Source organism: Streptomyces sp. PKA51 (assembly GCF_057552455.1).
On record NZ_BAAJPZ010000001.1, the window covers coordinates 72,800 to 96,036 of the forward strand.

The following is a 23,237-nucleotide window of genomic DNA, read 5'->3' on the forward strand; positions in this document are numbered from 1 at the left end:
CCTCGGTGATGCCGGTACTTGCGTCAAGGGTCGACTCTCGCAGCCGCCTTCGCAACTCCTGCACCCGTCAGTGCTTCGGCGTGCTTCCGTGCGCCGACCGCACCACCTCCAGAAAACGGTTGACCTCTTCCTCGGCCTCGTCCTCGGAGGCCGCCTCGTGCTCGGGGCCCAGGGTGAGCACGTAATGGTGGCCGTTGACCGTCGCCCTCGCCCGGTCGCGGGCGAGCCAGGGCTTGCGGGCCTGCACCGAGTCCACCGGTGCGCTGTCGATCTCCCGGCCGTAACTGGTCAGCAGTTCCAGCCGGCCGTCCTTGATCTGCACCTGTCCGGCCCGGGTCAGCGACCGGTGGTCGCGGTCGATCCGCACGCCCCTCGCGCTGAATTCCGCTTCCGCCACGGCGTACCGCCTTTCGTGTCGTGTCCGGTTCGCCCTTCAGGCGCAGTCTGCCCGTGACCGGGCCCGGACACCAGTGCCCGCTTATGATCGAAGGGCCACACCGGGCCGGAGCCCGGCGGGCGCCCGCAGAGCACAGGAGCGGCGTGTGAACGGCACAGCGCACCCGCCGGAGCACGACCCGCCCCGGCACACCGTCGACGTGGACCGCAGCGATCCGGCGTACCGCGCCTGGCTCAAGGAGGCGGTGCGCAGGGTCCAGGCCGACGCCAACCGGTCCGCCGACACGCACCTGCTCGGCTTCCCGCTGCCGCCGGAGTGGGGCGTCGACCTGTACCTGAAGGACGAGTCGACCCATCCGACCGGCAGCCTGAAGCACCGGCTGGCGCGCTCGCTGTTCCTGTACGGGCTGTGCAACGGCTGGATCCGGCCGGAGGCCGCGGTCATCGAGGCGTCCAGTGGCTCCACCGCCGTCTCCGAGGCATACTTCGCCGAGCTGATCGGGGTGCCCTTCGTCGCCGTCATGCCGCGCACGACCAGCCCGGAGAAGTGCCGGCTCATCGAGTTCCACGGCGGGCGCTGCCACTTCGTGGACGACCCGCGGACGATGTACGCCGAGGCCGCCGCCCTCGCCGAGCGCACCGGCGGCCACTACCTCGACCAGTTCACCTACGCCGAGCGGGCCACCGACTGGCGCGGCAACAACAACATCGCCGAGTCGCTCTACCGTCAAATGCGGGACGAGCGGCACCCCGAGCCGGCCTGGATCGTGGCCACCGCGGGCACCGGCGGCACCTCCGCCACCATCGCCCGCTACATCCGCTACATGCAGTACGACACCCGCGTGTGCGTCGCCGACCCGGAGAACTCCTGCTTCTTCGCCGGCTGGCGCGACCACGACCCGTCCGCCGTGTGCGAGCTGCCCTCGCGCATCGAGGGCATCGGCCGGCCCCGTATGGAACCGAGCTTCCTGCCCGGTGCCATCGACCGGATGATGAAGGTCCCCGACGCGGCGAGCGTCGCGGCCGTGCGCGCCCTGGAGCGGGCCATCGGGCGCAAGGCGGGCGGCTCCACCGGCACCGGACTGTGGAGCGCCCTGAGGATCGTGGCGGAGATGGCCGCCGAGGGCCGGCCGGGCAGCGTCGTCACCCTCATCTGCGACCCCGGCGAGCGCTACCTCGACAAGTACTACTCCGATGCCTGGCTGGCCGCGCAGGGCCTGGACATCACCCCCTACACCATGGCCATCAGCACCTTCCTGGCCACCGGCCACTGGCCCGGCTGACGCCCCGGCCCCTGCGCCCCGGCCCTACGCCGCCGACAGCCGGCGGTCCAGGGCGCGCACCGCGTCGCGGAAGGCCCGGTGCAGCAGGGGGCGGGCCAGCTGTACGGCCAGGCGCCCCGGCAGGGGGCCGTCCACGCCGATCCGCCACTGCAGGATCGTTCCGCCGCCGACCGGCGACAGCCGCCAGTCCTCCAGCATCGCGTGCACCCCCGGCATGTTGGTGCCGTCGATGCGGTACGTGTACCGCCGCTGAGGGATCGCCGCCATGACGGTCGCAAGGAAGCGGATCGTCCCCATCACGTGGACCTCGTGCCCGTCCCGGCCCTCCCGCTCCACCGGCCGGGCCAGGGTCACCACCCGGAACCAGCGCGGCCACGCCTCCACCTCGTCGGCCAGCGCGCGGTAGACCTCCTCGGGTGCCGCGGCCATCCGGGCCGCGAACGACAGGCGCACCGGGGCGGTGTCGGCGAAGTCCGCACCGACCGGGCGCAGGCCGTGCGACCTGCGGGTCATCGCACCGACACGGGTCATCGCACGGGTCATCGCAGCAACCCCCCACGTGGGTCTCGCCTCGACCGGGTTCCGCTTACGGTAGTGCGTGCGGCCTCAGATGTCCGTATCCCCGTCGCCCTCCTCACCGGCCACCACGAGGGCCGGCCCGCGCTCGGTGATCTGCGTGCGCGCCGAGGCCGCCAGCCCGGCATCGGTCACCAGGGCGTCCACCTCCTCCAGCGCGGCGAAGGAGCTCAGGCCCACCGTGCCCCACTTGGTGTGGTCCGCCAGCACCACCACCCGCCGCGCCGCGCGCACGAAGTGCCGGTTGGTCTCGGCCTCCGCCAGGTTGGGCGTGGACAGTCCGGCGTCCGCCGATATGCCGTGCACGCCGATGAAGAGCACGTCGAAGTGCAGCGACCGGATCGCCGCGTCCGCCACCGGACCCACCAGGGTGTCCGACGGCGTGCGCACGCCGCCCGTCAGCACCACCGTCGCCGCGCCCGGCCGGGCGGGGGAGGCGGAGGGCGCGAGTGCGCGCCGGGCGGTGTGGAACGCCTCGGCCACCCGTACCGAATTGGTGACGACCGTCAACTCGGCGACCTCGACCAGCTGCTGCGCCAGGGCGTACACGGTCGTCCCGCCCGCCAGCGCTATCGCACTGCCCCGCGGCACCATGCGGGCCGCGGCCCGGGCGATGTCCTGCTTCGCGCCGAGCTCCAGCGCCGACTTCGCCTCGAACCCCGGCTCGTGCGTGGTCGCCGCCGCCACCGGCACCGCGCCCCCGTGCACCTTCTCCACCACCCCCTGGCGCGCCAGCGCGTCCAGGTCCCGGCGGACCGTCATGTCCGACACGTGCAGCCGCCGCGTCAGCTCGTTGACCCGGACCCCGCCGCGCCGGCGGACCTCGTCGAGGATCAGGGCGCGCCGCTGCTCCGCCAGAAGGTTCTGGTTGTCGCTCACCCGGGCCGTCCTTTCGGGGGTCGACCGTCGCACACCGTGGCGCACATCCTGCCACGCGGTCACGGCGACGCCAGGTGGTGCACCAGGCGAACTCCCCGCGCAATCACGGCAGTTCGGGCAGGTCCTGCGCGTACAGCAGGGAGAGGTCCTCGGTGCTCGGCGCCGGCAGCTGCGCCACCCGGCCCGCGTGCCGCTCGACCATCGCCTCGAAGGTCTGCCGGGCCGTGCGGCCGTTGCCGAACGCCGGCCCCTTGGGCAGGTCCGTGAAGTACCGCAGCAGCGCCTCGGCCGCATCCTCGCCGATGCGGTACTCGTGCTCCTCCGCCTGCTGCCGCACGATGCGCAACAGCTCCTGCGGCGCATAGTCGCCGAAGGTGATCGTCCGCGAGAAACGCGAGGCCACCCCCGGGTTGACCGTCAGGAAGCGCTCCATCTCCGCCGTGTAGCCGGCGACGATCACCACCACCTCGTCCCGGTGGTCCTCCATCAGCTTCACCAGCGTGTCGATGGCCTCCCGGCCGAAGTCCCGCCCGGCGTCCTCCGGGCACAGTGCGTACGCCTCGTCGATGAACAACACCCCGCCGCGCGCCCGGTCGAACGCCTCCTGCGTGCGCAGCGCCGTCGAGCCGATGTGCTCGCCCACCAGGTCCACCCGGGAGACCTCCACCAGGTGCCCGCGCCCCAGCACCCCGAGGGAGGCCAGGATCTCGCCGTAGAGCCGGGCGACGGTGGTCTTGCCCGTCCCGGGGGAGCCGGTGAAGACCAGGTGCCGGCGCACCGAGGCCGCCTTGAGGCCGGCCTCCTGCCGACGCCGGCCGACCTCGATCATGTCGGTCAGCGCGCGCACCTCGCGCTTGACGCTCTCCAGGCCCACCAGCGCGTCCAGCTCCCCCAGGACCGCCGCCGCCGGCCGCACCGCCGCACCGTCCGCCGCTTCGCCCTCCGCCGTCGCCGGGCGCGGGCCGGGCACCGCGGCGGGCCGGGCCGGGACGGCCGCGGTCTGCACCACCGGCACCGGCGCCGCGGCCCGCACGTCGTCGTCGCTCGTGCACCCCTCGCGCACGACGCCGTCCTCGGCGAACTCGTAGCCGCCGCGCGCGCAGCGCTCGGTACGGCAGTCGGTCAGCGTCGAGCGGCAGCCGTCGATGACGTGGAAGCCGTACCCGGCACTGCCGGTCACCCGGCAGCCGTCGAACGTGCCGCGCCCCTCGGCGGAGACGTAGAAGCCGGCCTCGCGCGGAGAGGTGACGGTGCAGCGCTCCACCACGGGATCCGCGCCCTTGGAGACGATCACGCCGGTGGAGGTGGCGTCGATGGTGCAGCCGGCCACCCGCCCGCCGCTGCCGTGGCCGCGGAACCACACGCCGGTGGCCGCCTCCCGGATCCGGCAGTCCTCCAGGGCGGCGGCCGCGCCGCCGCTGACCGAGACCGCGGTGCCGCGCACCCGGGACAGATCGCTGTCGGTGACCTCCGCGCTGGAGCCGCGGTCCAGGACGAACAGGGCGTCCGGGACGTCGTGCACCCGGCAGGAGACCAGGCCGGCCCCGGCGCCGTCGCTCACCCACACCGCCGGGTAGTCGCCGGTGCTGTCGTGGATCTCGCACTGCGCGGCCTCCACCCGCGTGCCCGGATCCCAGACCGACAGCCCGTTGCGGCCGAAACGGCGCACCGCCGAGCGGGTCATCCGCAGCACCGAACGCGAGCGCAGGTCCACGGCGTTCTCCGGGACGTCGTGGATGGCGCAGTCGGCGAGCTCCAGCACCGCGTCGGACTCCAGGGTCACCCCGTCCCCGGAGGTGCGGTGCACCCGGCAGTCCGTCAGCCGCCCCGCGGCGCGCGCCGCGACCTGCACCCCGGCGCCCCGGATCTCGTACACCTCGCAGCCCACCGCCTCCAGCGTGCTGCCCTCGCCGGTCAGCGACAGGCCCGCGCCGCGGGCGTGGTGCACCCGGCACCGCTCCAGGCGCGGCGCGGCCCCGCCGCCGACGGCCACCCCGGACTGGCCGGCGGCCACCACCTCGCAGTCCTCGAAGACCCCGCCCGCGCCGCCCTGCACGCTGATGCCCACCCCGGCGGGGTTGTCGACGGTGCAGGCGCGCACGGTCGGCCGCGCGCCGCCGCGCACCTCGATGCCCGCCGCCGAACGCGTCACCACCCGCAGCCCGGACAGCACGGGTCTGCCCTCCTCCACCAGCAGCGCGGGCGCCGAGGCGTCGTGGCCCTCGATGCACACGTCCTGCAGCGTCGCCGACGCCCGTACGGTGACGGCCACGCCCTCCGTGGGGGCGATCCGCACCGAGCCGGGCTGGCCCTCGCCGCCGCGCAGCGTGACGGCACGGGCCAGCACCACGTTCTCCCGGTAGGTGCCGGGTGCCACCGACAGCACGTCGCCGTCGGCGGCGGCTTCGAGGGCGGCGGCCAGGGAGTCGTACTCCCCGCTGCGTTCGCCCGCCCGCAGCCGCCAGCGGGACGTGCCGGTGTGCGTCACCTTGACCGAGCCCTGTGCCATGGTGCTGCTGTGCCCCCACGTATGAGTGTGTGTGCGATCCGGGACGAGCCATCGTGGACGGAAGGAGTACCGGCCGCACCACGGTAGCGCGCGCGGCGCACGGGAGTTGACGTCTCCGCGCCGCCGCCTCCCCACGGCGGGTGCCGGGCCGATGCCCGCCTTCAGCTGCCGGTGTCCGCCCGCCCCCAGGTGCGCGCCGCCCGCTCCCACTCCTCGTCCCACTGCGCGTACCGGCGCCGGACGATGCGCCACACGACGAGCCGCCGCCCGCCCTCCAGCAGCCCCGCGCAGGCGCCGGCCGTGGCGACCCCGGCCAGCACGGCGTGCAGCGCGGCGGCCGCGTCGTCCATGGGCCGGGTCGCGACCCGGCCCGCGTCGTCGGTCCACAGCGGGAAGTGCTCGCCGGGCCCGGCGAACCGGCGCACGGCCACCGCCCCGGTGCACTCCCGGCCGCCCGGGCACGGCCAGCTGGCGAGCACGTGGTGGAAGCCGTCGCGGCCGGTGGAACTCTCCTGCCCTGGCCCCGCCTCCGGGGCGCCGGCGGGCCCCGGCAGCGCCGTCGCGGTCACCAGATGGCGGTGCCGCTGCTGCTCGCGGACGGTCTCGCGCAGCGCGTCGTGGGCCAGCGAGCCGGTGAACCAGCCCAGCGGCGGCGCCAGCAGGAGCATCAGCACCACGGCGGCCACGCCCGTCCAGGCCTCGGCGACGTCGCTGCGCCGCAGCAGCGGACTGCGCCGCCGGGACACCGGGAAGCCCCAACGGGCCAGCAGTCGGCACAGCCGATGGGACAGTGTCGCGCGCACGGTGGTCACCCCCTTACGCGTCCGTAAATACCTCACACGGAAGACCGCATGCGGAGGAAGACGACGGAGAGAGGAAAATCACCCCTCGCGGAGTGGGCCCACGGCGGCGCGTTGACGCCGCCCCCCCGGCGGTCGCGCGGCGGTGGTCAGCCCAGGACCTCCACCGGGTCGCCGACGCGCAGGACGCCGGTGTGCTCCGGTATCAGGTTCTGCCCGAACACCGGCTTGCCGCCCAGCCGGTGGTGGCGGGCCAGGGTGCGCAGCGGCTCCTTGCCCCGCTCGGCGGTGCGCTGGTCGGTGGTGGTGATGATGCAGCGGCCGCTGGGTTTGACGGCCCGGAAGGTCACCTCGCCGATCCGCACCCGCCGCCAGCCGTCCTCCTCCCACGGCTCGGTGCCGTCGACGACCGCGTTGGGCCGGAAGCGGTCCATCGGCAGGGGCCCCTCCGCGGCGCGGTCGCCCGCGGCGACGAGCGCGTCGAGCGCCCGCAGCGAGGCGGTGGTGGTGACCAGCAGCGGGTAGCCGTCCGCGAAGCTGACCGTCTCGCCCTCGCGCGAATAATCGGGATCGATGGGACGGCAGTGCGCCGGGTCGGCCATGTGCACGAGCCGGGACGGGGCGCCCAGGAAGGCGCTCACCCATGCGTCGGCGGCGGCGCCCGCGGGCACCGCCGTCACCTTCTCCGAGAAGACCTGGACCGTGACCGTGCCCCGCTCCCCGGCAGCGGGCGGGGCGACCTCCAGCGGCCGGGCCCCGGGCGCGCCGAGCCGCACGCCGCCGCCCGGCAGCGGGACGGCCGCGCCCAACGCGAGCCGCGGTGCCTGCCGTTGCGTGAGCACCCGGCCGTCGGTGTCGGTGACGGCCCATCGGCGGTCGCCTGCGAGCCCCCAGGGCTCCATGAGCGCCTCGTCGGGCGCGCATCCCGCCATCGACTTGACCGGGTAGCAGTGCAGCGCGGTGAGCACGGGAGTCGGCATGGGGTCATCTTGCCAGCCGGATATGACACTTGGCCGGTCGAGGTGGGGGGACGCCCGCCGTCATGGCGGTTCGTCCCCTTTTCGCGTTGTCGCGCTCGGTCGTGCGTTCTGTCGTGCGATGTGTGTCGTGCGATATGTGTCGTGCGTGGTGCGTTGTGCGTGATGCCTGGTGCGTCGTGCTCGGTTGTCCCCCGCAGGACGTGCCGGGGCCGGTCGGGGCCCCGGCACCGGTCGGTCAGTAGCCTCCCTGACCCTGGTACGGGCGACCGCCGCCGTACGGGTCCTCGTACTGCCCGGGCGCCGGACGCGGCGCGGCCGGGCGCATCGCCTCGAAGCTCGCGGGGTTGGTGCCGGCCCCCGGGCGCTGCTGCAGCTGCTGCGGGGCCACCGGACCGCGCGGCGCGGAGGCCTGCTGCGGGATGTACGGCGCCGGCGCCTGCTGCAGGCCGCCGGGCTGCGCCATGCCCGGGCCCGGCTGGCCGCCGCCGTACTGCGGCTGCTGCGGCACGGGGTAGCCGGCCGGCGGCCCGGACTGCGCCGCGGAGGGGCCGGAGGGCAGCGCCGGCAGGGCGGGCAGGCCGCCCCCGCCGAAGTCGTAGGGGGAGGAGACCCGGATCGGCGCGATCTGCGGCGTGCCGCGCTCGGCGACGAGGCTGTCGTAGATGGGGGTGTCCGGGAACGACGACGAGGCGTAGTAGCCACCGCCGTAGGTGCTGCGGGGGGAGGTCATAGCCCATAAGTTAAGCCCATGGTGTGCCGGTTGGGGAGCCCGGTGGGTGGGTTGATTCCGGTTCCCCGGGAGGCGGGGGATCACCGACCCGGTCGAACCGTGGAAAAACGGTCGCCAAAGGGCGTTGGAATCGTGTAAAGACCGGCAGCTGCAAGGAGCTCGGCAAGGGTTCCGGAGGGGTTGGGAACATGGGCATGCTCAAGGGCGCCAACATCATCGTCCCTGCACAGGCCGTACGGATCGAGCTGGGCCGGCGCCCGGGCCCCGGAGTCCCGGACGTCGACGCCGCCGCCGTGCTGCTCACCGCCGGCCGGGTCCGCTCCGACGACGACCTCGTCTTCCACGGCCGGCCGGTGCACCCCTCGGGCACCGTGCGCCACGAAGGCCGAGGTTCCGCTTCCGGCGCCACGGAGACCCTCGCGGTCGACCTGGCCGCCCTCGCCGGCCACGTCGAGCGCGTCGTGATCGCCGCCCTCGCCGACGGCCCCTTCGGCCGGGTGCCCGGCCTGCACGTGCGCGTCCTGGACGCGGCCGGCGGCCGCGAACTGGCGCGCTTCGACAGCACGGACGCCACCGTCGAGACCGCCCTCGTCCTCGGCGAGCTCTACCGCCGGGGCGGCCAGTGGAAGTTCCGGGCCGTCGGCCAGGGCTGGAACACGGGGTACGAGGGCCTGGCCGCCGCATACGGCCTGAGCGCCGCCGCCCTGACCCCCCGGCCGACGGGTCCGGGATCCGGGCCCGGGACTCCGGCGTCCGGCTCGGGGGCTCCGGCGTCCCGGCCCGGGACCCCGGCTTCCGGTGCCGGAACTCCCGCGTCCCGTCCGGCCGGCCCCGGGTCCGGCCCCGGAAGCCCGGCGTCGCGGCCCGGGCCGCCCGCACCCCGGCCGGCGACTCCGGCCCCGGGCCCCGGGGCCCGAGGCCCCCGGCCCGCCGCTCCCGCCGTTCCCCGGACCGGCCCGCAGGTCACCCCGCCGCTGCGGCCCTCGCCCGGGCCGGCCGGCCCGTCGTCGGGCGCCCCGCGGCCCATCGCCACCGGCCCCCGGACCGGCCCGCAGGTCACCCGGCCGCTCCGCCCCTCGCCGGGGCCGGCCGTCCCGCCGCCCGCCGCGCCCGCGACGCCGCGCCCCGTCACCCTCACCAAGGAGGCCCCGGCCGTCTCCCTCGCCAAGCAGGGCGGCACCTCCGGCGTGATGCGCGTCAACCTCAACTGGCAGATGCTGCCCCGCCCCACCACCGGCCGGGGCCGCCGCCTCGGCGTGCCCCCGCAGCCCCTGGACCTCGACCTCGGTGCCCTGTGGGAGCTCACCGACGGCAGCAAGGGCGTCGTCCAGCCCCTGGGCGAGTCCTTCGGCGCCCTGCACGAGCCGCCGTACATCCACCTCGACGGCGACGACCGGACCGGCGAGGTGGAAACCGGCGAGAACCTCACCATCAACCTCGACCACGCCCACCTCTTCCGCCGCATCCTCGTCTTCGTCACGATCTACGAGGGCGCCCGCAGCTTCGCCGGCCTGCACGCCACCGTCACCCTCCAGCCGCAGCACGGCGCGCCCATCGAGTTCGCCCTCGACGAGTGCACCGTCGCCTCCGACGTGTGCGCCCTCGCCCTGATCACCAACCAGAACGGCGAGCTCGTCGTCCACCGCGAGGCCCGCTACCTGGTGCCCGAGCGCGGGGTCGGCCCCCAGCGCGCCGTGGACCGCGCCTACGGCTGGGGCCTGCGCTGGCGGCCCGCCCGCAAGTGACCGCCGGGCCCTGTCAGGAGGCCGACCGGTCGGGGGCGGCCTCGGGACGCGCGTACGTGCGTCCCTTCCAGGCCGCCCCCCGCCCCCGGTGGTGCTGCACCGCCGAGTCCACCGTCATCAGCAGGTACAGCAGCGCCGTGACCGGCAGCAGCGGCGCCAGCAGCAGCGGCTGGCGGTAGTAGCGCAGCATCGGTCCGTACGTCCCCGCCATCACCGCCCACGCGACCGCGCCCAGGACCGCCGGCAGCGCCGTCCCCGTCACCGCGCCGGCCACCACCGCGGCCGGCGGCACCAGGTAGACCACGGCCAGCCCCGCCACCGTCCCGGCCAGCAGCAGCGGGTTGTACAGCAGCTGGGCATAGGCGCTGCGCGAGACCATCCGCCACAGCGGCCCCAGGCCCGGGTACGGCCGTACGCTCTCCACCCGGTCCGCCAGTCCCAGCCAGATCCGGCCCCCGCTGCGCCGCACGGCCCGGGCCAGCGCCACGTCGTCGATCACCGCCTGCCGGATGGCGGCCGGGATGCCGGCCCGCTCCGCCGCCTCCCGGCGGATCAGCACACAGCCCCCGGCCGCCGCCGCGGTGCGCCCGCCCGGCCGGTTGCACCAGCGGAACGGATACAGCTGCGCGAAGAAGTAGACGAAGGCGGGCACGATCAGCCGCTCCCAGAAGGTGGCCACGCGCAGCCGCGCCATCTGCGAGACGACGTCCCGTCCCGGGCCCGTACCGGCCGCGGCGACCAGCTCGCGCAGGCTGTCGGGGGCGTGGGCGATGTCGGCGTCGGTCAGCAGCAGGTACGCGGCGTCCGTACGGGCCCGGGCCAGGGCCATGCCGTGCCGCACCGCCCACAGCTTCCCCGTCCAGCCGGGCTCCGGCTCCCCGGGCGAGGTCACCGTCAGCGGCAGCCCCCCGTGCCGCTCGGCCAGCTCGCGGGCCAGGGCGGCCGTGCCGTCGGTGCTGCCGTCGTCGACGAGGAAGACCTCCGCCCGCCCCGGGTAGTCCTGCGCCAGCAGCGACGGCAGGCTGGCGGGCAGCACGGCGGCCTCGTCCCGGGCCGGCACCACGATCGCCACCTGCGGCCATTGCGCCGGCGGCGTGCGCCGCGGCAGGCGCACATCGGTGCGCCAGAAGAAGCCCTGGCCCAGCAGCAGCCACAGCCAGGCGGCCAGCGAAACGGCGGTGATCCACGTCAGCGCGTCCACCCGCCGCAGTCTGCCGCACGGCCGCCCGGCCCGGGGCGCGAAGCCGCCGCGACGGGCACATCGATTAAAGTGACCGGGTGAAGATCGCGCTCATCGACTCAGGCCTCGGCCTGCTGGCAGCGGCTGCCGCCGTGCACCGGCAGCGCCCCGACGCCGATCTCGTGCTCTCGTCCGACCCCGGCACCATGCCCTGGGGCCCGCGCACGCCCGAGGACCTCACCCGGCTCGCCCTGGGCTGCGCCCGGGCCGCGGCGGAACACCGTCCCGACGCCCTGATCGTCGCCTGCAACACCGCCTCCGTCCACGCGCTGGAGGCGATACGGGCCGAGCTGGAGCCCGCCCTGCCGGTCATCGGCACCGTGCCCGCGATCAAGCCGGCCGCCGCCGCGGGCGGCCCGGTCGCCATCTGGGCCACCCCCGCCACCACCGGCAGCCCCTACCAGCGCGGGCTGATCCGCGACTTCGCCGAGGGCGTCGAGGTCACCGAGGTGGCCTGCCCCGGGCTGGCGGACGCCGTCGAGCGCGCCGACGCCGAGGCCATCGACCTCGCCGTGCGGGCCGCCGCGGCCGCCACCCCGCGCGACGTGCGCCGCCTGGTGCTGGGCTGCACCCACTACGAGCTCGTGGCCGGCACCATCCGCGACGCGGTGGCCGCCGTCCAGGCGGAGGGCGCCGCGCCGGTCGAGCAGTACGGCTCGGCCGACGCCGTCGCCGCGCAGGCGCTGCGCCGGGCCGGCGTCGAGCCGGACCCGCACGCCGCCGCCACCGGGCGCCTGACCGTGCTGCTCGGCGGACGCGAGGCGGAGCTGCAGCCGGCGGCACTCGCCTACCCCGAGGGCCGCACCCTCGTCCCGATCGGCGCCGCGCACGCGTAGGCCGGTGCCGGTGCGGCTGCCGCCGCGGGGGCGCGACCGGCCACCGCGACGGCCCGCGGCCGAGGTGCTTCCCGGCCTGCGGGCGCGTCGTGGCTTGTCGCGCAGTTCCCCGCGCCCCTTTGGGCGCCCCGCCAGGGGCGCGGACGGTATCGACCTGCGGCTGCCGTCGCGGGGGCGCGACCGGCCACCGCGACGGCCCGCGGCCGAGGTGCTTCCCGACCTGCGGGCGCGTCGTGGCTTGTCGCGCAGTTCCCCGCGCCCCTACGGGGCGCCGTGGTGCACGCGCCCGGGATCCGGCGCGCACTCCTGCCGGCGGGGGCGAAGGTGAGTAGGCTGCCCGGTATGAGGGACCACTCCCAGGGGAGCGAGGGCCCGCAGGGCCCCGAGCACGGTGGGCGGGCGGACGCGGAGGCGCCGCCGGCGCCTGCGGTGTGGACCGGCCGGGCGACCAACCGCGTCCAGTGGCTGCTGGCCGCCGCCGGCGCCGCCTGTCTTGCGCTCGGCATCGACCTCGCGGTCGACAGTGCCTGGACGTCCGGGCCCGCGCCCCTGGTGATGGCGGTCGTCGGCTGCGTCGCGGCCGGGCTGCTGATGCTCTACGGCACGATCGCCTTCGTCCATGTGGCCGTGCGGGTCGACAAGGACAACGTCGAGATCCGCTGCGGCCACATCGGCGTACCCCGCACGCGCATCCCGCTCACCCACGTGGTGGACGCCGACTTCGACCCCCGCGTCACCCCGCGGCAGTGGGGCGGCTGGGGTTACCGCTGGCGGCCGGGCAAGGGCACCGGTGTGGTGGTGCGGCGCGGCGAGGGCTTCGTGGTCCGGCTCGGCGACGGCCGTACGTACACGGTCACCGTGGACGATGCCGAGGCGGCCGTCCGGGTGATCCGCGCCCGCCTGCGGCTGCTGCGCGGCCGCTCGGCCGCGGCCTGATCTGCCTGCGCGGCCGGGCCGCGGACACCACGGCGCCCCGTCAGGGGCGCGGGGCGGTGACAATCTGCGGCTGCCGCCGCGTGGGCGCGACAAGCCACGACGCGCCCGCGGGCCGGGAAGCACCTCGGCCGCGGGCCGTCGCGGTGGCCGGTCGCGCCCCCGCGGCGGCAGCCGCAGGTCGATACCGCCCCGCGCCCCTTCGGGGCGCCGTGGTGCCGTATGACAAGAATCCGCCGGACAGGCCCTAGGCTGCGACCGTGCCGGTACCCGAGTACATCCGTGACCTGAGGACGGCCGTCGGCGGCCGTCTGCTGTGGCTGCCCGGAGTGAGCGCCATCGTCCTGGACGACGAGGGGCGCGTCCTGCTCGGGCGCCGGGCCGACCTCGGCATGTGGTCGATCATCGGCGGCATCCCCGATCCGGGCGAGCAGCCGGCCGCGGCCATCGTGCGGGAGGTGTACGAGGAGACCTCCGTGCGCTGCGTCCCGGAGAAGGTCCTGCTCGTCGAGGCGCTGCACAAGGTGGTCTACCCCAACGGGGACATCTGCCAGTTCATGGACATCTGCTTCCGCTGCCGCGCGGTGGGCGGCCGGGCGCGGGTCAACGACGACGAGTCGCTGGAGGTCGGCTGGTTCGCGGTGGACGCGCTGCCCGACCTCGAACCGTTCGCGGTCGCGCGCATCAAGCAGGCCACCGAGGACGGGCCGACCTGGTTCGAGGGTCTGGCCGAGCCGTAGGCGAAGTGACGAGGTGTCAAGGAAAGGCGACTGCTAGTCAAAACGCCCCTGTCGCGGTGCAGTCGAAAGAGGTCGACTTCAAGGGGCTTGTGCTGACGCCCTGTTGGGTCGTCGGCCGCCCCCGGCGGCTACGGCGGTCCACGGAGGAGTGCAGGAACGTTCCGGCAGTCGCGACGGCGGCGCGTCGCGGTGGATGCGCCGTCGCACTGGCGGTGCCCCAAAAGTCCTTTCGCCAGTACGGCCGTTCCAGCGCTCGAAGAAACAGCCGGTCGCAATTCGGTGTCGTTCTTTCGATGCCGAGGGTGCTGCGGGGCCTCTCACCGGCACTGTTGGGAAAGAGATTGCTTTGCTAAAGTGTCATCTGCTCCTTCTTCCGAGAGCAGCCGGGGGTCAGTGAGGATGCACCGCAAAAGCATATGATCGACCGCCCTCTCCCAGTCAGCGAGTGCGGCCGTTCCTGCGAACGGACAAGCGAGTCGACGACTAGGACACCGGAGCGAACTGACGCTTAGTCAGGGCTCTGATCAGGAAGAACCCTGAGGTCGCCCCGGATTCCGTCCCCGCCGCTTGGCGCACCGTCACACCCCCGGTCGCTTGGCGCGCCCTTGGATCAGGGCGTTCCCGCCTGCCCGGGCTGGATTCAGGAACGCTCATGAGAAAGTTTCGGGCGACGCGCGAGTTCCCTCTCGCATTGCGATTGCTATTGCTCAATCAGTTTGGGATCGACATTGGCTTCTATCTCCTGATGCCGTTTCTCGCGGCCTATCTGGAGCAGGGCCTGGGAATGTCGGCCGCCCTCGTCGGACTGGTCCTCGGGGCACGGACCCTCAGTCAGCAGGGTCTGTTCGTCCTTGGCGGATCGGCGGCGGACCGGCTCGGTCCCCGAGTAGTGATCATCGCCGGCTGCGCACTGCGGACCGTGGGTTTCGCCCTCTTCGCCTTCGGCAGTTCCCTGGGGCTGCTGATGTGCGCATCGGCCCTGACCGGCCTGGCCGCGGCGCTGTTCTACCCGGCCGTGCGCACCTACGTCGCACTGGAGTCGGGGGACGGCAAGGCCGAGGCGTTCGCTCGCCTCAACGTCTACGCCACCATCGGCTCCCTGAGCGGGCTCCTGCTGGGCAGCGTGCTCTTCCTCGCCGACTTCCGGATGTGCGCGGTGGCCGTCGCGGCGGTCTTCGGCCTCCTGACCGTCGCCCAGGCCATGGTGCTGCCCACCCGCGGTGTCGCTCCCGTCCCCTCCGTCTCGGTGCTCGCCGACTGGCGCGAGGCGATGGCCAACCGCAGGTTCCTGCTCTTCTGCCTCGCCACCACCGGCATGTTCACCATGGAGAACCAGCTCTACCTCCTGCTGCCGGACGGCGCCCTGCGGGCGTCGGGCTGGAAGGCCGGGGGAGGGGTGCTCCTGGCGGCGGGCGCGCTGGCCAACATGGTCTTCCAGCTGCGCATCACCCGCGCACTGGAACGCAACGGCGGCGGCACCCGATGGGTGAGCTCGGGCCTGGTCGTGATGGGCGCTAGCTTCCTGCCCCCGCTGCTGGTGTGCTGCAGCGAGCCGCCCGTGGGCACCACCGCGGCCGCCGCCCGGCTGGGCGTGATGGTGCTGAGCTCGGTCATGCTGTTCTTCGGCATCATGGTCGCCCACCCGACCGTGCTGGAGATGATCCCAGGCTTCGGCCGCGAGAGCCTGACCGGCACCTACTTCGGCCTCTTCTACGTCTTCTCCGGCATCGCCGCCACCGGCGGCAACGCCGTGGTGGGGCGGGCCATGGACATCGCCGAACAGGCCGGCTGGCCCTGGCTGCCGTGGGTGTGCTGCCTGTCCTTCGGGCTCGCCTCCGCCGGCGCCGTGGCCATGCTCTACCGCGCCCGGATGCTGCCCGGTGCGGCGGCGGCCCCGGAGGAGCCGGCGGTCGCCGGCAACCCCGTGGTGACCGGGACGGCCGTCCTGCCCGGGGTGCCCGGCGGCGAGGAGCAACCGGCCGGCGGCAGCGCCCTCGTCAAGCGCGCCAGGGGCCCCGTCGTCCCCCGCGAACCGCGGGTCCCCCCGACCACCAACGGCTCACCGGTCGCGCGGGATGCGGCACCGTCCGTGGGCGGCGGCCTCGACCGGCAGGACACGCCCCGGCTGCCGGGGCCCCTCGTCCCCGACGAGGAGCCCGCCGACCGGCCACCGCGCTGACCCGCCGGGCCCGCGCGGCCCGCCCCGAAGCTGGCGCGAATGCCCCTTGCCCGAGCCGTGGACCGCTCATAGATTCGAAGATCAGGAGGCACGGTTTCCCGGGACGGCGACGGTGCCGCGCGCCGGGCAAGTCCCCGGGGAGGCGTCGTTGGCGGGCCCTGCCGAGGGGCACCCGGATCCGCCGGTCACCAGCGGGTCCCCGGTGCCGCGCACACCGGTCGTCGGCCTGGAGCTGTCCGTCCGCGGCCGCCCCGCCACCCTCTGGCTGAAGCTGGAGTCGTACGGCCCGTACGGCTCCGTCAAGGGGCGCACCGCCCTGGCCCTCTGGCAGGACGTGGCCTCCCGGGTGCACCCCGACGCCGGGATCGTCGAATCCACCTCCGGCAACCTCGGCCTCGCCCTCGCCGGTGTCGCCGCGGCCCACCGCGTCCCCTTCACCGCCGTCATGGACCCGCGCAGCAGCACCGCGCTCGTGGACGCCGTGACCGCCCTCGGCGGCCGGGTGCTCACCGTCGACCGCCCCGACGGGGCCGGCGGCTATCTCCTCAGCCGGCTCGCCCGCCTCCGCGAGCTGCTCGCCGCCGAACCCCGCCTGGTGTGGCCCGACCAGTACGCCAACCCCGCCAGCCCCGCCGTCCACACCCGCGAGACCGCACCCGAACTGCGCGCCCAGACGGGCGAGGAGCCCACCAGCGTCCTGATCGCCGTCTCCACCGGCGGTACCCTCGCCGGCTTCCGCGCCTACCTCCACGCCGCCCGCCCCGCCTGGGAACTCGTCGGCGTCGACGTCACCGGCTCGGCCGCCCTCGGCGGCACGGCCGGCCCCCGCCTGCTCTCCGGCATCGGAGCCAGCCGCCGTTCCCTCTTCCTGCCGCACGGCCACACCCCGTCCCTACGGGTCACCCCCCAGGATGCCGTCAGCGCCTGCCTGTGGCTCGCCGAGACCACCGGCGTGGCCGTCGGCGGCAGTTCCGGCGCCCTCGTCGCCGCCGCCCTGCACCTGCTGCGCACCACGGACCGGCGCCGGGCCGCCTGCCTGTGTCCCGACGGCGCCGACCGCTACCTGGAGACCGTCCACCTCCCCTCCTGGCGCCGCCGCCAGGGCCTGGCCCGCACCGACGTCGGCCGGGGCGTCGACGTCCGCGCCGTCACCCGCCTGCCGGCCGGCCCCCCGCCGGCGCACCCCCGCGCCCGCGAACCGTCCGGGCCACGGAAGGAGCCGCCGTGACCGCCACCGGCCCCGGCCGCGACTGGTACGAGCGGGCCGGAGTGCGCAGCGACCCGCGCCGCGTCCTGACCGGCGAACTCGACGCGGGATGCCTCTTCTTCCCGCCCGGCCTCGTGCCCTGCCTCGCCCACCCCGCCGTCGCCGCCCTGCCCTCCGAACGGCGCACCGCACTGCTCGCCCGCCACCTCTACCACTACCTCGGCTTCACCGCCCAGTTCGAGACGAGGGTGGTCAACCGGGCCACGGACGCCATCGCCGGCGGCCGCAGCGGACTGGACCTGCCGGCGTCCACCCGGCTGGACGCCTACCGCATCTACGTCGACGAGGGCTACCACTCCCTGTACAGCCTCGACGTCGTCGACCAGATCTCCCGCGCCAGCGGCATCGCCCCCGTGCCGTACGACTTCGCCCCCTTCCTGCGCCGGCTCGACGACGCCGGCGCCCGCGCCCTGCCCGGCGAGCCGCGGCTCGCCCAGCTGCTGCAGGTCGTGGTCTTCGAAACCCTCATCACCGCCATCCTGTGCGACGTCCCCAAGGACGAGCGGGTCCTGACCCTGGTGCGCGACGTCGTGCGCGACCACGCCCGCGACGAGGGATGGCACCACGCCTTCTTCTCCCGCTTCTTCCGCGACCTGTGGGCCGGGCAGGACGCCGCCCGTCGCGGCCGCATCGCACGCTGCCTGCCCGGGCTGATCCGCTCCAGCCTGCTGCCGGACCTGCACCCCGTACGGGCGTCGCTGACCGCCGCCGGGCTGACGCCGCGGCAGGCCGAGGAGGTCGCCCACGACACCTACCCGGCCCACAAGGTCGACCGGGACATCCGCACCGCCTCCCGGCACGCCGTCCGGCTCTTCACCGAGACCGGGGTGCTCGACGCCGACGGCGGCCGCGCGGCCTTCGCCGAGGCCCGCCTGCTCGACCCCTGACCGCCCCTCCACGGTGCGCCCCGAACCCGCCCAGCGCCCGCACCGCCCTGCCGGCGGAGCGGGCCCGACCATGCGAGAGGTCCGGAATCCCCATGGCCGAGCACACCGTCCCCCCGCCGTACACCCCCGCGCCCGAGCGCGGGCTGTTCTCGCTCGCCGAGCTGCCGGCACCCGTCCTGACCGGCCTGACCACCCGGTCGGTCGAACTCTTCCACGACGCCCGCGCCCACGACCGCCCGCTGGCGGACCGGGTGGCAGGGGTGCTCTTCACCAGGACCTCCACCCGCACCCGTACCGCCTTCACCGTCGCGACCGTCCGCCTCGGCGGCACCCCGATCGCCTACGGCCCCGACGACCTGCAGCTGAACACCGGCGAATCGGTCGCCGACACCGGCCGCGTGCTCGGCTCCATGCTCGACGTCCTCGTCGCCCGCACCGCCGGCCCCCTCGAAGAGCTGCGGCTGCTCTCCCGCCGAGGCCGCATCCCCGTCGTCAACGCCATGGCCGCCGAGGAACACCCCAGCCAGGGCGTGTGCGACCTGGCCACCCTCGCCCTGACCTTCGGCGACCTCACCGGCATATGCGTGGTGTACGTCGGCGAGGGCAACAACACCGCCGCGGCCCTGGCCCACGCCCTGGCCACCGTCCCCGGCGCCGACCTCACCCTCCTCACCCCGCCCGGCTACGGCCTGGACGCCGACACCCTGCGCACCGCCGCCCGGCGGGCGCGCGCCGCGGGCGCCGCCATCCGGCAGATCCACGACCTCGCCCGGGCGCCCGGCGAGGCGGACGTGCTGTACACGACCCGCTGGCGGACCACCGGCACCACCAAGCCCGACCCCGACTGGCGGGAGGTCTTCCGGCCCTTCCACGTCGACGAGGCCCTCCTCGACCGCTGGCCGCGCGCCTTCTTCATGCACGACCTGCCCGCCCACCGCGGCGAGGAGGTCGCCGGCCGGGTCCTGGACGGACCCCGCTCCCTGGCCTGGACCCAGGCGGCCATGAAACTCTCCAGCGCAATGGCGGTCCTGGAATGGACGGCCACCGGCACCGCCGAGGACTGACAGCGCGCCGCCCACCCGCCGCACCGCCACCGACCGAGGGGATCGCCGTGCCGCACCTCACCCGTGTGACCAGCCACGTCCACCTGACCGCAGCGGACCTCACGCCGCCCGCATCGCCCCACGTCTTCTTCGAGCCCGCCGACACCGAGACCGGCGTGTGGGTCGCCCACGACCTCATCGGCGACGGCTGCTCCGTCCTCGACCTCGGCTGCGGCAGCGGCGCCGCGGCCGCCGCCATCGCCCGCGCCGGCGCCGCCCGTGTCCACGGCCTCGACGCCTCGGCGGACTCCGTCGCCTGGGCCCGCGAGCACTACGCCCCGCACGACGCCGGGCCCGTCACCGTCGGCCACGGCGACTTCGCCGAACTGTCCACGAAGGACCTGCTCGCCACCGCACCCACCCCGCTGCCCCACCCGCTCGTCGTCACCAGCAACCCGCCGTACGTCCCCCTCACCGCCGCTGCCGGCGCCCGCCGGCGCTCCATCAGCGGCGGCGAGGACGGGCTGCGGTGGGCGCCCGCCGTCATCGCCCACGCCCGCGAGCTCGGCAGCGACCTGGGCCTGACCATCGGCAGCTACTCCACGCCGCGCCGGGCCGTGCACCTGCTGGAGGACGCCGGCTACCGCGTGCACGCGGTCACCCTGTGCCCGCTGCCGCTCGGCGAGTTCACCCTGACCCACATGGAGCAGGTGCTCGCGCTGGAGGAGGCCGGCGAGGCCGTGCTGTGGCGCTCGGGACGGGCCGTACCCGCGTACTTCATCGTGGGCCTGGCCTGCCGGCGGGCCGCGGCGCACGGCGACGGCCGGCTGACCGGCGACGGGCTGCTGCACCTGCTGCGCGCGGCCGCCCGCTCCCGCACCGGGCACCTGGAGACGCTGGACGAGGCCGGGCCCGCGGACTGGGCCGGCCTCGTCCGCGTCCTGGACCTGCCGCCCGCGCCCGTGCGCCGGCACTGGTGAGAGCGGCGGACGACCGGCACACCGCCCCGCGACCGGACCCGGGAACCGGGGCAGGGGGCCGGGGAAGAGGAGCCGGCCCGCCACGGTCACGGGGCGGGGACCGCTCGGTTTCCTTCCGCTCCCGGTGAGAAATCATCCGAGACGGAATTCAGCTTAGTGACGGCACGACGTCCCGCTACCCGGGCCGGGCCACGCACACCGGTTCGAGTGACGCGGCCGGCGCCGTCCTGCCGACGCTGTCTTGCGCCGCCGTCCGCCGCGCCGCAGAGTCGAGACATGCCCATCGCAACGGTGAACCCCGCGACCGGCGAGACCCTCAAGACCTTCCCGGAGCTGGGACCGGAGGAGATCGAGCGGCGCCTGGCCGCCGCGGCCGCGGCCTTCCGCGTCCACCGCACCACCGGCTTCGCCGAACGCGCCCGGCTGCTGGGCGAGGCCGCCGACCTGCTCGACGACGACCGCGACGACATCGCCCGCACCATGACCACCGAAATGGGCAAGCCGCTGGAGGCCGCCCGCGCCGAGGCCGCCAAGTGCGCCAAGGCCATGCGCTGGTACGCCCGCAACGCCGAGGCCCTGCTCGCCGACGAGGTGGCCCCGCCGACGGAGGCCGAGGACGCGGGGGCCGCACACGCCCGCGTCCACTACCGGCCGCTGGGCGTCATCCTCGCCGTCATGCCGTGGAACTTCCCGCTCTGGCAGGTCGTGCGCTTCGCCGCCCCCGCCCTGATGGCCGGCAACGTCGGGCTCCTCAAGCACGCCTCCAACGTGCCGCAGACCGCCCTCTACCTGGAGGACCTCTTCCGGCGCGCCGGATTCCCCGAGGGCTGCTTCCAGACCCTGCTCATCGGCTCCGGCGCCGTCGAGGCCGTCCTGCGCGACGAGCGGGTGGCCGCCGCCACCCTCACCGGCAGCGAACCGGCCGGCCGCGCCGTCGCGGCGGTCGCCGGCGACGAGATCAAGAAGACCGTCCTGGAACTCGGCGGCAGCGACCCCTACGTGGTCATGCCCTCCGCCGACCTCGCCCGCGCCGTGCGCACCGCCGTCACGGCCCGCGTGCAGAACAACGGCCAGTCCTGCATCGCCGCCAAGCGCTTCATCGTCCACACCGACGTCTACGACGCCTTCGCCGAACGCTTCACCGCCCTCATGGAGGGCCTCACCGTGGGCGACCCCATGGCACAGACCACCGACGTCGGACCGCTGGCCACCGAACGCGGCCGCGCCGACCTGGAGGAACTCGTCGACGACGCCCTGCACCGGGGCGCCACCGCCCTGTGCGGCGGCCGCCGCCCGGCCGGCCTGGAGCACGGCTGGTACTACGAGCCGACCGTCCTCGCCGGCATCACCCCCGCCATGCGCATCCACCGCGAGGAGACCTTCGGCCCCGTCGCCGGCCTCTACCGCGTCGACGACCTCGACCAGGCCGTCGCCCTGGCCAACGACAGCCCCTTCGGGCTCAGCTCCAACGTCTGGACACGCGACGAGGCCGAACAGCAGCGCTTCGTACGGGACATGGAGGCGGGCGGCGTCTACTTCAACGGCATGACCGCCTCCCACCCTGCCCTGCCCTTCGGCGGCATCAAGCGCTCCGGCTACGGGCGCGAGCTGTCGGGCCACGGCATCCGCGAATTCTGCAACGCCACGACCGTCTGGTACGGGGCCGACTAGGCCGCGGGGCGCCCCGTCAGGGGCGCGGGGAACTGCGCGACAAGCCACGACGTGCCTGCAGATGGGTTGCCGTGCTGCGCCCGGGCGCCTCAGGATGGCGCGTCGACTGCGGGCCGTCGGTGGCCGATCGCGCCCACACGGCGGTAGCCGCAGATCGACACTGCCCCGCGCCCCTACGGGGCGCCCCGTAAGGGGCGCGGGGAACTGCGCGAGGAGCCACGACGCGCCCGCAGGCGGGGTGCCGTGTCGCGCCCACGCGGCGGCAACCGCAACCGACACCCCCCCGCGCCCGCGGACGGGGCGCCGCGTCAGCGGCCCCAGCGGAGCGCCGGCGTGGCGACGGGAGCGTCGTACAGCCGCAGCAGCTCGTCGTCCGCCTGACACAGCGTCACCGACGCACCGGCCATGTCCAGCGACGTCACGTAGTTGCCCACCAGCGTCCGCGCGACCGGCACCCCGCGCTCGCGCAGCACCCGGTGCACCTCCGCCGCGAACCCGTACAGCTCCAGCAGGGGAGTGCCCCCCGCCCCGTTCACCAGCACCAGCACCGGACCGGCCGGCCGCAGGTCGTCCAGCACCGCCTGCACCGCCACGTCGGCGATCTCCCCCGACGTCATCATCGCCCGGCGCTCCCGGCCGGGCTCCCCGTGGATGCCCACCCCCAGCTCCAGCTCACCGGGCGGCAGGTCGAACGTCGGCCCGCCCTTCGCCGGCGTCGTGCATGCCGCGAGCGCCACCCCGAAACTGCGCGAGCCCTCGTTCACCCGCCGGGCGATCGCCTCCACCCGCTCCAGCGGCGCACCCTCCTCCGCGGCCGCCCCGGCGATCTTCTCGACGAACAGCGTCGCCCCCGTACCCCGGCGTCCCGCCGTGTACAGGCTGTCGGTCACGGCGACGTCGTCGTTGACCAGCACACTGGCCACCTGGATGCCCTCGTCCTCGGCGAGCTCGGCGGCCATGTTGAAGTTGAGCACGTCGCCCGTGTAGTTCTTCACGACGAACAGCACGCCCTTGCCGCTGTCCACCGCGGCGGCGGCCCGCACCATCTGGTCGGGCACCGGCGAGGTGAACACCTCCCCGGGACACGCCGCGTCCAGCATCCCCGGTCCCACGAACCCCGCATGCAACGGCTCGTGCCCCGACCCCCCACCCGACACCAGCCCCACCTTCCCCGCCACGGGCGCATCCCGCCGGACCACCACCCGCCGCTGCGGATCCACCAGCAATTCCGGATGCGCGGCCGCCATCCCGCGCAGCGCATCGGCCACCACGGTCTCGGGGACGTTGATGAGCATTTTCATGCGGGGCTCCTTCGGTGACGGACGGTTAGGGCGCCGACCTGCGTTTCCGCAGGTCACCTGCCGTGTAGGAGGTAATTGATCTCGGCGGTGCTCCGGCGGTCGGTGGCGGGTCCGTGGCGGTACTGATGCCGACCTCATGCCGACTTTGCTGACGGTGCATCAGCTAAAGAGTGAACTGCTCAGCGCGATGATCCCAGGGTACCGAGGCCGGCGCGCTGAGAGACTTCGGCAAAGAGTCTTCGATCCTCGAAGGAGGCAGGTC

General features: G+C 74.8%; 20 protein-coding genes. 11 read left to right on the forward strand and 9 right to left on the reverse strand.

Features of this window, described 5'->3' with window-relative positions; all coding sequences use genetic code 11:
* Positions 1-67: 67 nt before the first annotated feature.
* On the reverse strand, positions 68-397 hold the full coding sequence (locus AC27L3_RS00350) for a hypothetical protein (RefSeq protein ID WP_487231908.1): 330 nt from the start codon (positions 395-397) through the stop codon (positions 68-70).
* Positions 398-542: 145 nt separating this feature from the next.
* Here AC27L3_RS00350 and cds1 point away from each other — a divergent pair, with 145 nt between their 5' ends.
* The gene (gene cds1 / locus AC27L3_RS00355; protein ID WP_487231909.1) at positions 543-1,679 is read left to right on the forward strand and encodes an L-cysteine desulfhydrase Cds1; all 1,137 of its coding nucleotides are present in this window, start codon (positions 543-545) and stop codon (positions 1,677-1,679) included.
* A 24-nt stretch (positions 1,680-1,703) separates the two neighbouring features.
* On the opposite strand, the gene AC27L3_RS00360 is transcribed toward cds1, so the two are convergent.
* From AC27L3_RS00360 to AC27L3_RS00385, 6 genes are all read right to left on the reverse strand, one after another.
* Positions 1,704-2,210, reverse strand: a complete 507-nt coding sequence (locus tag AC27L3_RS00360) for an SRPBCC family protein (protein ID WP_487231910.1) — start codon at positions 2,208-2,210, stop codon at positions 1,704-1,706.
* 75 nt (positions 2,211-2,285) lie between these two features.
* Positions 2,286-3,134, reverse strand: coding sequence for a DeoR/GlpR family DNA-binding transcription regulator (locus AC27L3_RS00365; protein ID WP_487231911.1), 849 nt, complete (start codon positions 3,132-3,134; stop codon positions 2,286-2,288).
* 103 nt (positions 3,135-3,237) lie between these two features.
* Entirely contained in the window at positions 3,238-5,643 is a 2,406-nt protein-coding gene (locus AC27L3_RS00370) for a right-handed parallel beta-helix repeat-containing protein (RefSeq protein WP_487231912.1), read from the reverse strand.
* Between the two features lie 161 nt (positions 5,644-5,804).
* On the reverse strand, positions 5,805-6,446 hold the full coding sequence (locus tag AC27L3_RS00375; RefSeq protein ID WP_487231913.1) for an Rv1733c family protein: 642 nt from the start codon (positions 6,444-6,446) through the stop codon (positions 5,805-5,807).
* A gap of 146 nt (positions 6,447-6,592) precedes the next feature.
* Positions 6,593-7,423: an MOSC domain-containing protein gene (locus AC27L3_RS00380; RefSeq protein ID WP_487231914.1), complete on the reverse strand. Its 831-nt coding sequence runs from the start codon at positions 7,421-7,423 to the stop codon at positions 6,593-6,595.
* A 235-nt stretch (positions 7,424-7,658) separates the two neighbouring features.
* Positions 7,659-8,153, reverse strand: a complete 495-nt coding sequence (locus AC27L3_RS00385; RefSeq protein ID WP_487231915.1) for a DUF6643 family protein — start codon at positions 8,151-8,153, stop codon at positions 7,659-7,661.
* Positions 8,154-8,341: 188 nt separating this feature from the next.
* Here AC27L3_RS00385 and AC27L3_RS00390 point away from each other — a divergent pair, with 188 nt between their 5' ends.
* Entirely contained in the window at positions 8,342-9,898 is a 1,557-nt protein-coding gene (locus AC27L3_RS00390; RefSeq protein WP_487231916.1) for a TerD family protein, read from the forward strand.
* A 13-nt stretch (positions 9,899-9,911) separates the two neighbouring features.
* Here AC27L3_RS00390 and AC27L3_RS00395 read toward each other — a convergent pair whose 3' ends face one another.
* The gene (locus AC27L3_RS00395) at positions 9,912-11,090 is read right to left on the reverse strand and encodes a glycosyltransferase (protein ID WP_487232286.1); all 1,179 of its coding nucleotides are present in this window, start codon (positions 11,088-11,090) and stop codon (positions 9,912-9,914) included.
* Positions 11,091-11,176: 86 nt separating this feature from the next.
* Here AC27L3_RS00395 and AC27L3_RS00400 point away from each other — a divergent pair, with 86 nt between their 5' ends.
* The 9 genes from AC27L3_RS00400 to AC27L3_RS00440 all read left to right on the forward strand — a co-directional run bounded on the left by AC27L3_RS00400 (position 11,177) and on the right by AC27L3_RS00440 (position 21,674).
* The gene (locus tag AC27L3_RS00400; RefSeq protein WP_487231917.1) at positions 11,177-11,974 is read left to right on the forward strand and encodes a glutamate racemase; all 798 of its coding nucleotides are present in this window, start codon (positions 11,177-11,179) and stop codon (positions 11,972-11,974) included.
* 342 nt (positions 11,975-12,316) lie between these two features.
* A complete protein-coding gene (locus AC27L3_RS00405; RefSeq protein WP_487231918.1) occupies positions 12,317-12,910 on the forward strand; it encodes a hypothetical protein in 594 nt (197 codons plus the stop codon).
* A 257-nt stretch (positions 12,911-13,167) separates the two neighbouring features.
* Positions 13,168-13,647: an NUDIX hydrolase gene (locus AC27L3_RS00410; protein WP_487231919.1), complete on the forward strand. Its 480-nt coding sequence runs from the start codon at positions 13,168-13,170 to the stop codon at positions 13,645-13,647.
* 652 nt (positions 13,648-14,299) lie between these two features.
* Positions 14,300-15,826 (forward strand): MFS transporter, encoded by a 1,527-nt coding sequence (locus AC27L3_RS00415; protein WP_487231920.1) that lies wholly within the window; start codon positions 14,300-14,302, stop codon positions 15,824-15,826.
* 202 nt (positions 15,827-16,028) lie between these two features.
* Entirely contained in the window at positions 16,029-17,054 is a 1,026-nt protein-coding gene (locus AC27L3_RS00420; protein ID WP_487231921.1) for a pyridoxal-phosphate dependent enzyme, read from the forward strand.
* Complete coding sequence (locus tag AC27L3_RS00425) at positions 17,051-17,980, forward strand: diiron oxygenase (protein ID WP_487231922.1); 930 nt, start codon at positions 17,051-17,053, stop codon at positions 17,978-17,980. The genes AC27L3_RS00420 and AC27L3_RS00425 overlap by 4 nt, the downstream gene beginning before the upstream one ends.
* 92 nt (positions 17,981-18,072) lie before the next feature.
* Complete coding sequence (locus AC27L3_RS00430; RefSeq protein ID WP_487231923.1) at positions 18,073-19,044, forward strand: ornithine carbamoyltransferase; 972 nt, start codon at positions 18,073-18,075, stop codon at positions 19,042-19,044.
* 47 nt (positions 19,045-19,091) lie between these two features.
* Positions 19,092-20,003 (forward strand): methyltransferase domain-containing protein, encoded by a 912-nt coding sequence (locus AC27L3_RS00435; protein ID WP_487231924.1) that lies wholly within the window; start codon positions 19,092-19,094, stop codon positions 20,001-20,003.
* A gap of 276 nt (positions 20,004-20,279) precedes the next feature.
* Complete coding sequence (locus AC27L3_RS00440; protein ID WP_487231925.1) at positions 20,280-21,674, forward strand: NADP-dependent succinic semialdehyde dehydrogenase; 1,395 nt, start codon at positions 20,280-20,282, stop codon at positions 21,672-21,674.
* 308 nt (positions 21,675-21,982) lie between these two features.
* Here AC27L3_RS00440 and dhaK read toward each other — a convergent pair whose 3' ends face one another.
* Positions 21,983-22,975, reverse strand: coding sequence for a dihydroxyacetone kinase subunit DhaK (dhaK, locus tag AC27L3_RS00445; protein ID WP_487231926.1), 993 nt, complete (start codon positions 22,973-22,975; stop codon positions 21,983-21,985).
* Positions 22,976-23,237 lie beyond the last annotated feature (262 nt).

Bases quoted from the DNA above. Each gene is read 5' to 3' on its own strand.
- AC27L3_RS00360 (WP_487231910.1), bottom strand. From the start codon at position 2,210: ATGACCCGTGTCGGTGCGATGACCCGCAGGTCGCACGGCCTGCGCCCG.
- AC27L3_RS00370 (WP_487231912.1), bottom strand. From the start codon at position 5,643: ATGGCACAGGGCTCGGTCAAGGTGACGCACACCGGCACGTCCCGCTGG.
- AC27L3_RS00380 (WP_487231914.1), bottom strand. From the start codon at position 7,423: ATGCCGACTCCCGTGCTCACCGCGCTGCACTGCTACCCGGTCAAGTCG.
- AC27L3_RS00385 (WP_487231915.1), bottom strand. From the start codon at position 8,153: ATGACCTCCCCCCGCAGCACCTACGGCGGTGGCTACTACGCCTCGTCG.
- AC27L3_RS00390 (WP_487231916.1), top strand. From the start codon at position 8,342: ATGGGCATGCTCAAGGGCGCCAACATCATCGTCCCTGCACAGGCCGTA.
- AC27L3_RS00405 (WP_487231918.1), top strand. From the start codon at position 12,317: ATGAGGGACCACTCCCAGGGGAGCGAGGGCCCGCAGGGCCCCGAGCAC.
- AC27L3_RS00415 (WP_487231920.1), top strand. From the start codon at position 14,300: ATGAGAAAGTTTCGGGCGACGCGCGAGTTCCCTCTCGCATTGCGATTG.
- AC27L3_RS00430 (WP_487231923.1), top strand. From the start codon at position 18,073: ATGGCCGAGCACACCGTCCCCCCGCCGTACACCCCCGCGCCCGAGCGC.
- AC27L3_RS00440 (WP_487231925.1), top strand. From the start codon at position 20,280: ATGCCCATCGCAACGGTGAACCCCGCGACCGGCGAGACCCTCAAGACC.
- dhaK (WP_487231926.1), bottom strand. From the start codon at position 22,975: ATGAAAATGCTCATCAACGTCCCCGAGACCGTGGTGGCCGATGCGCTG.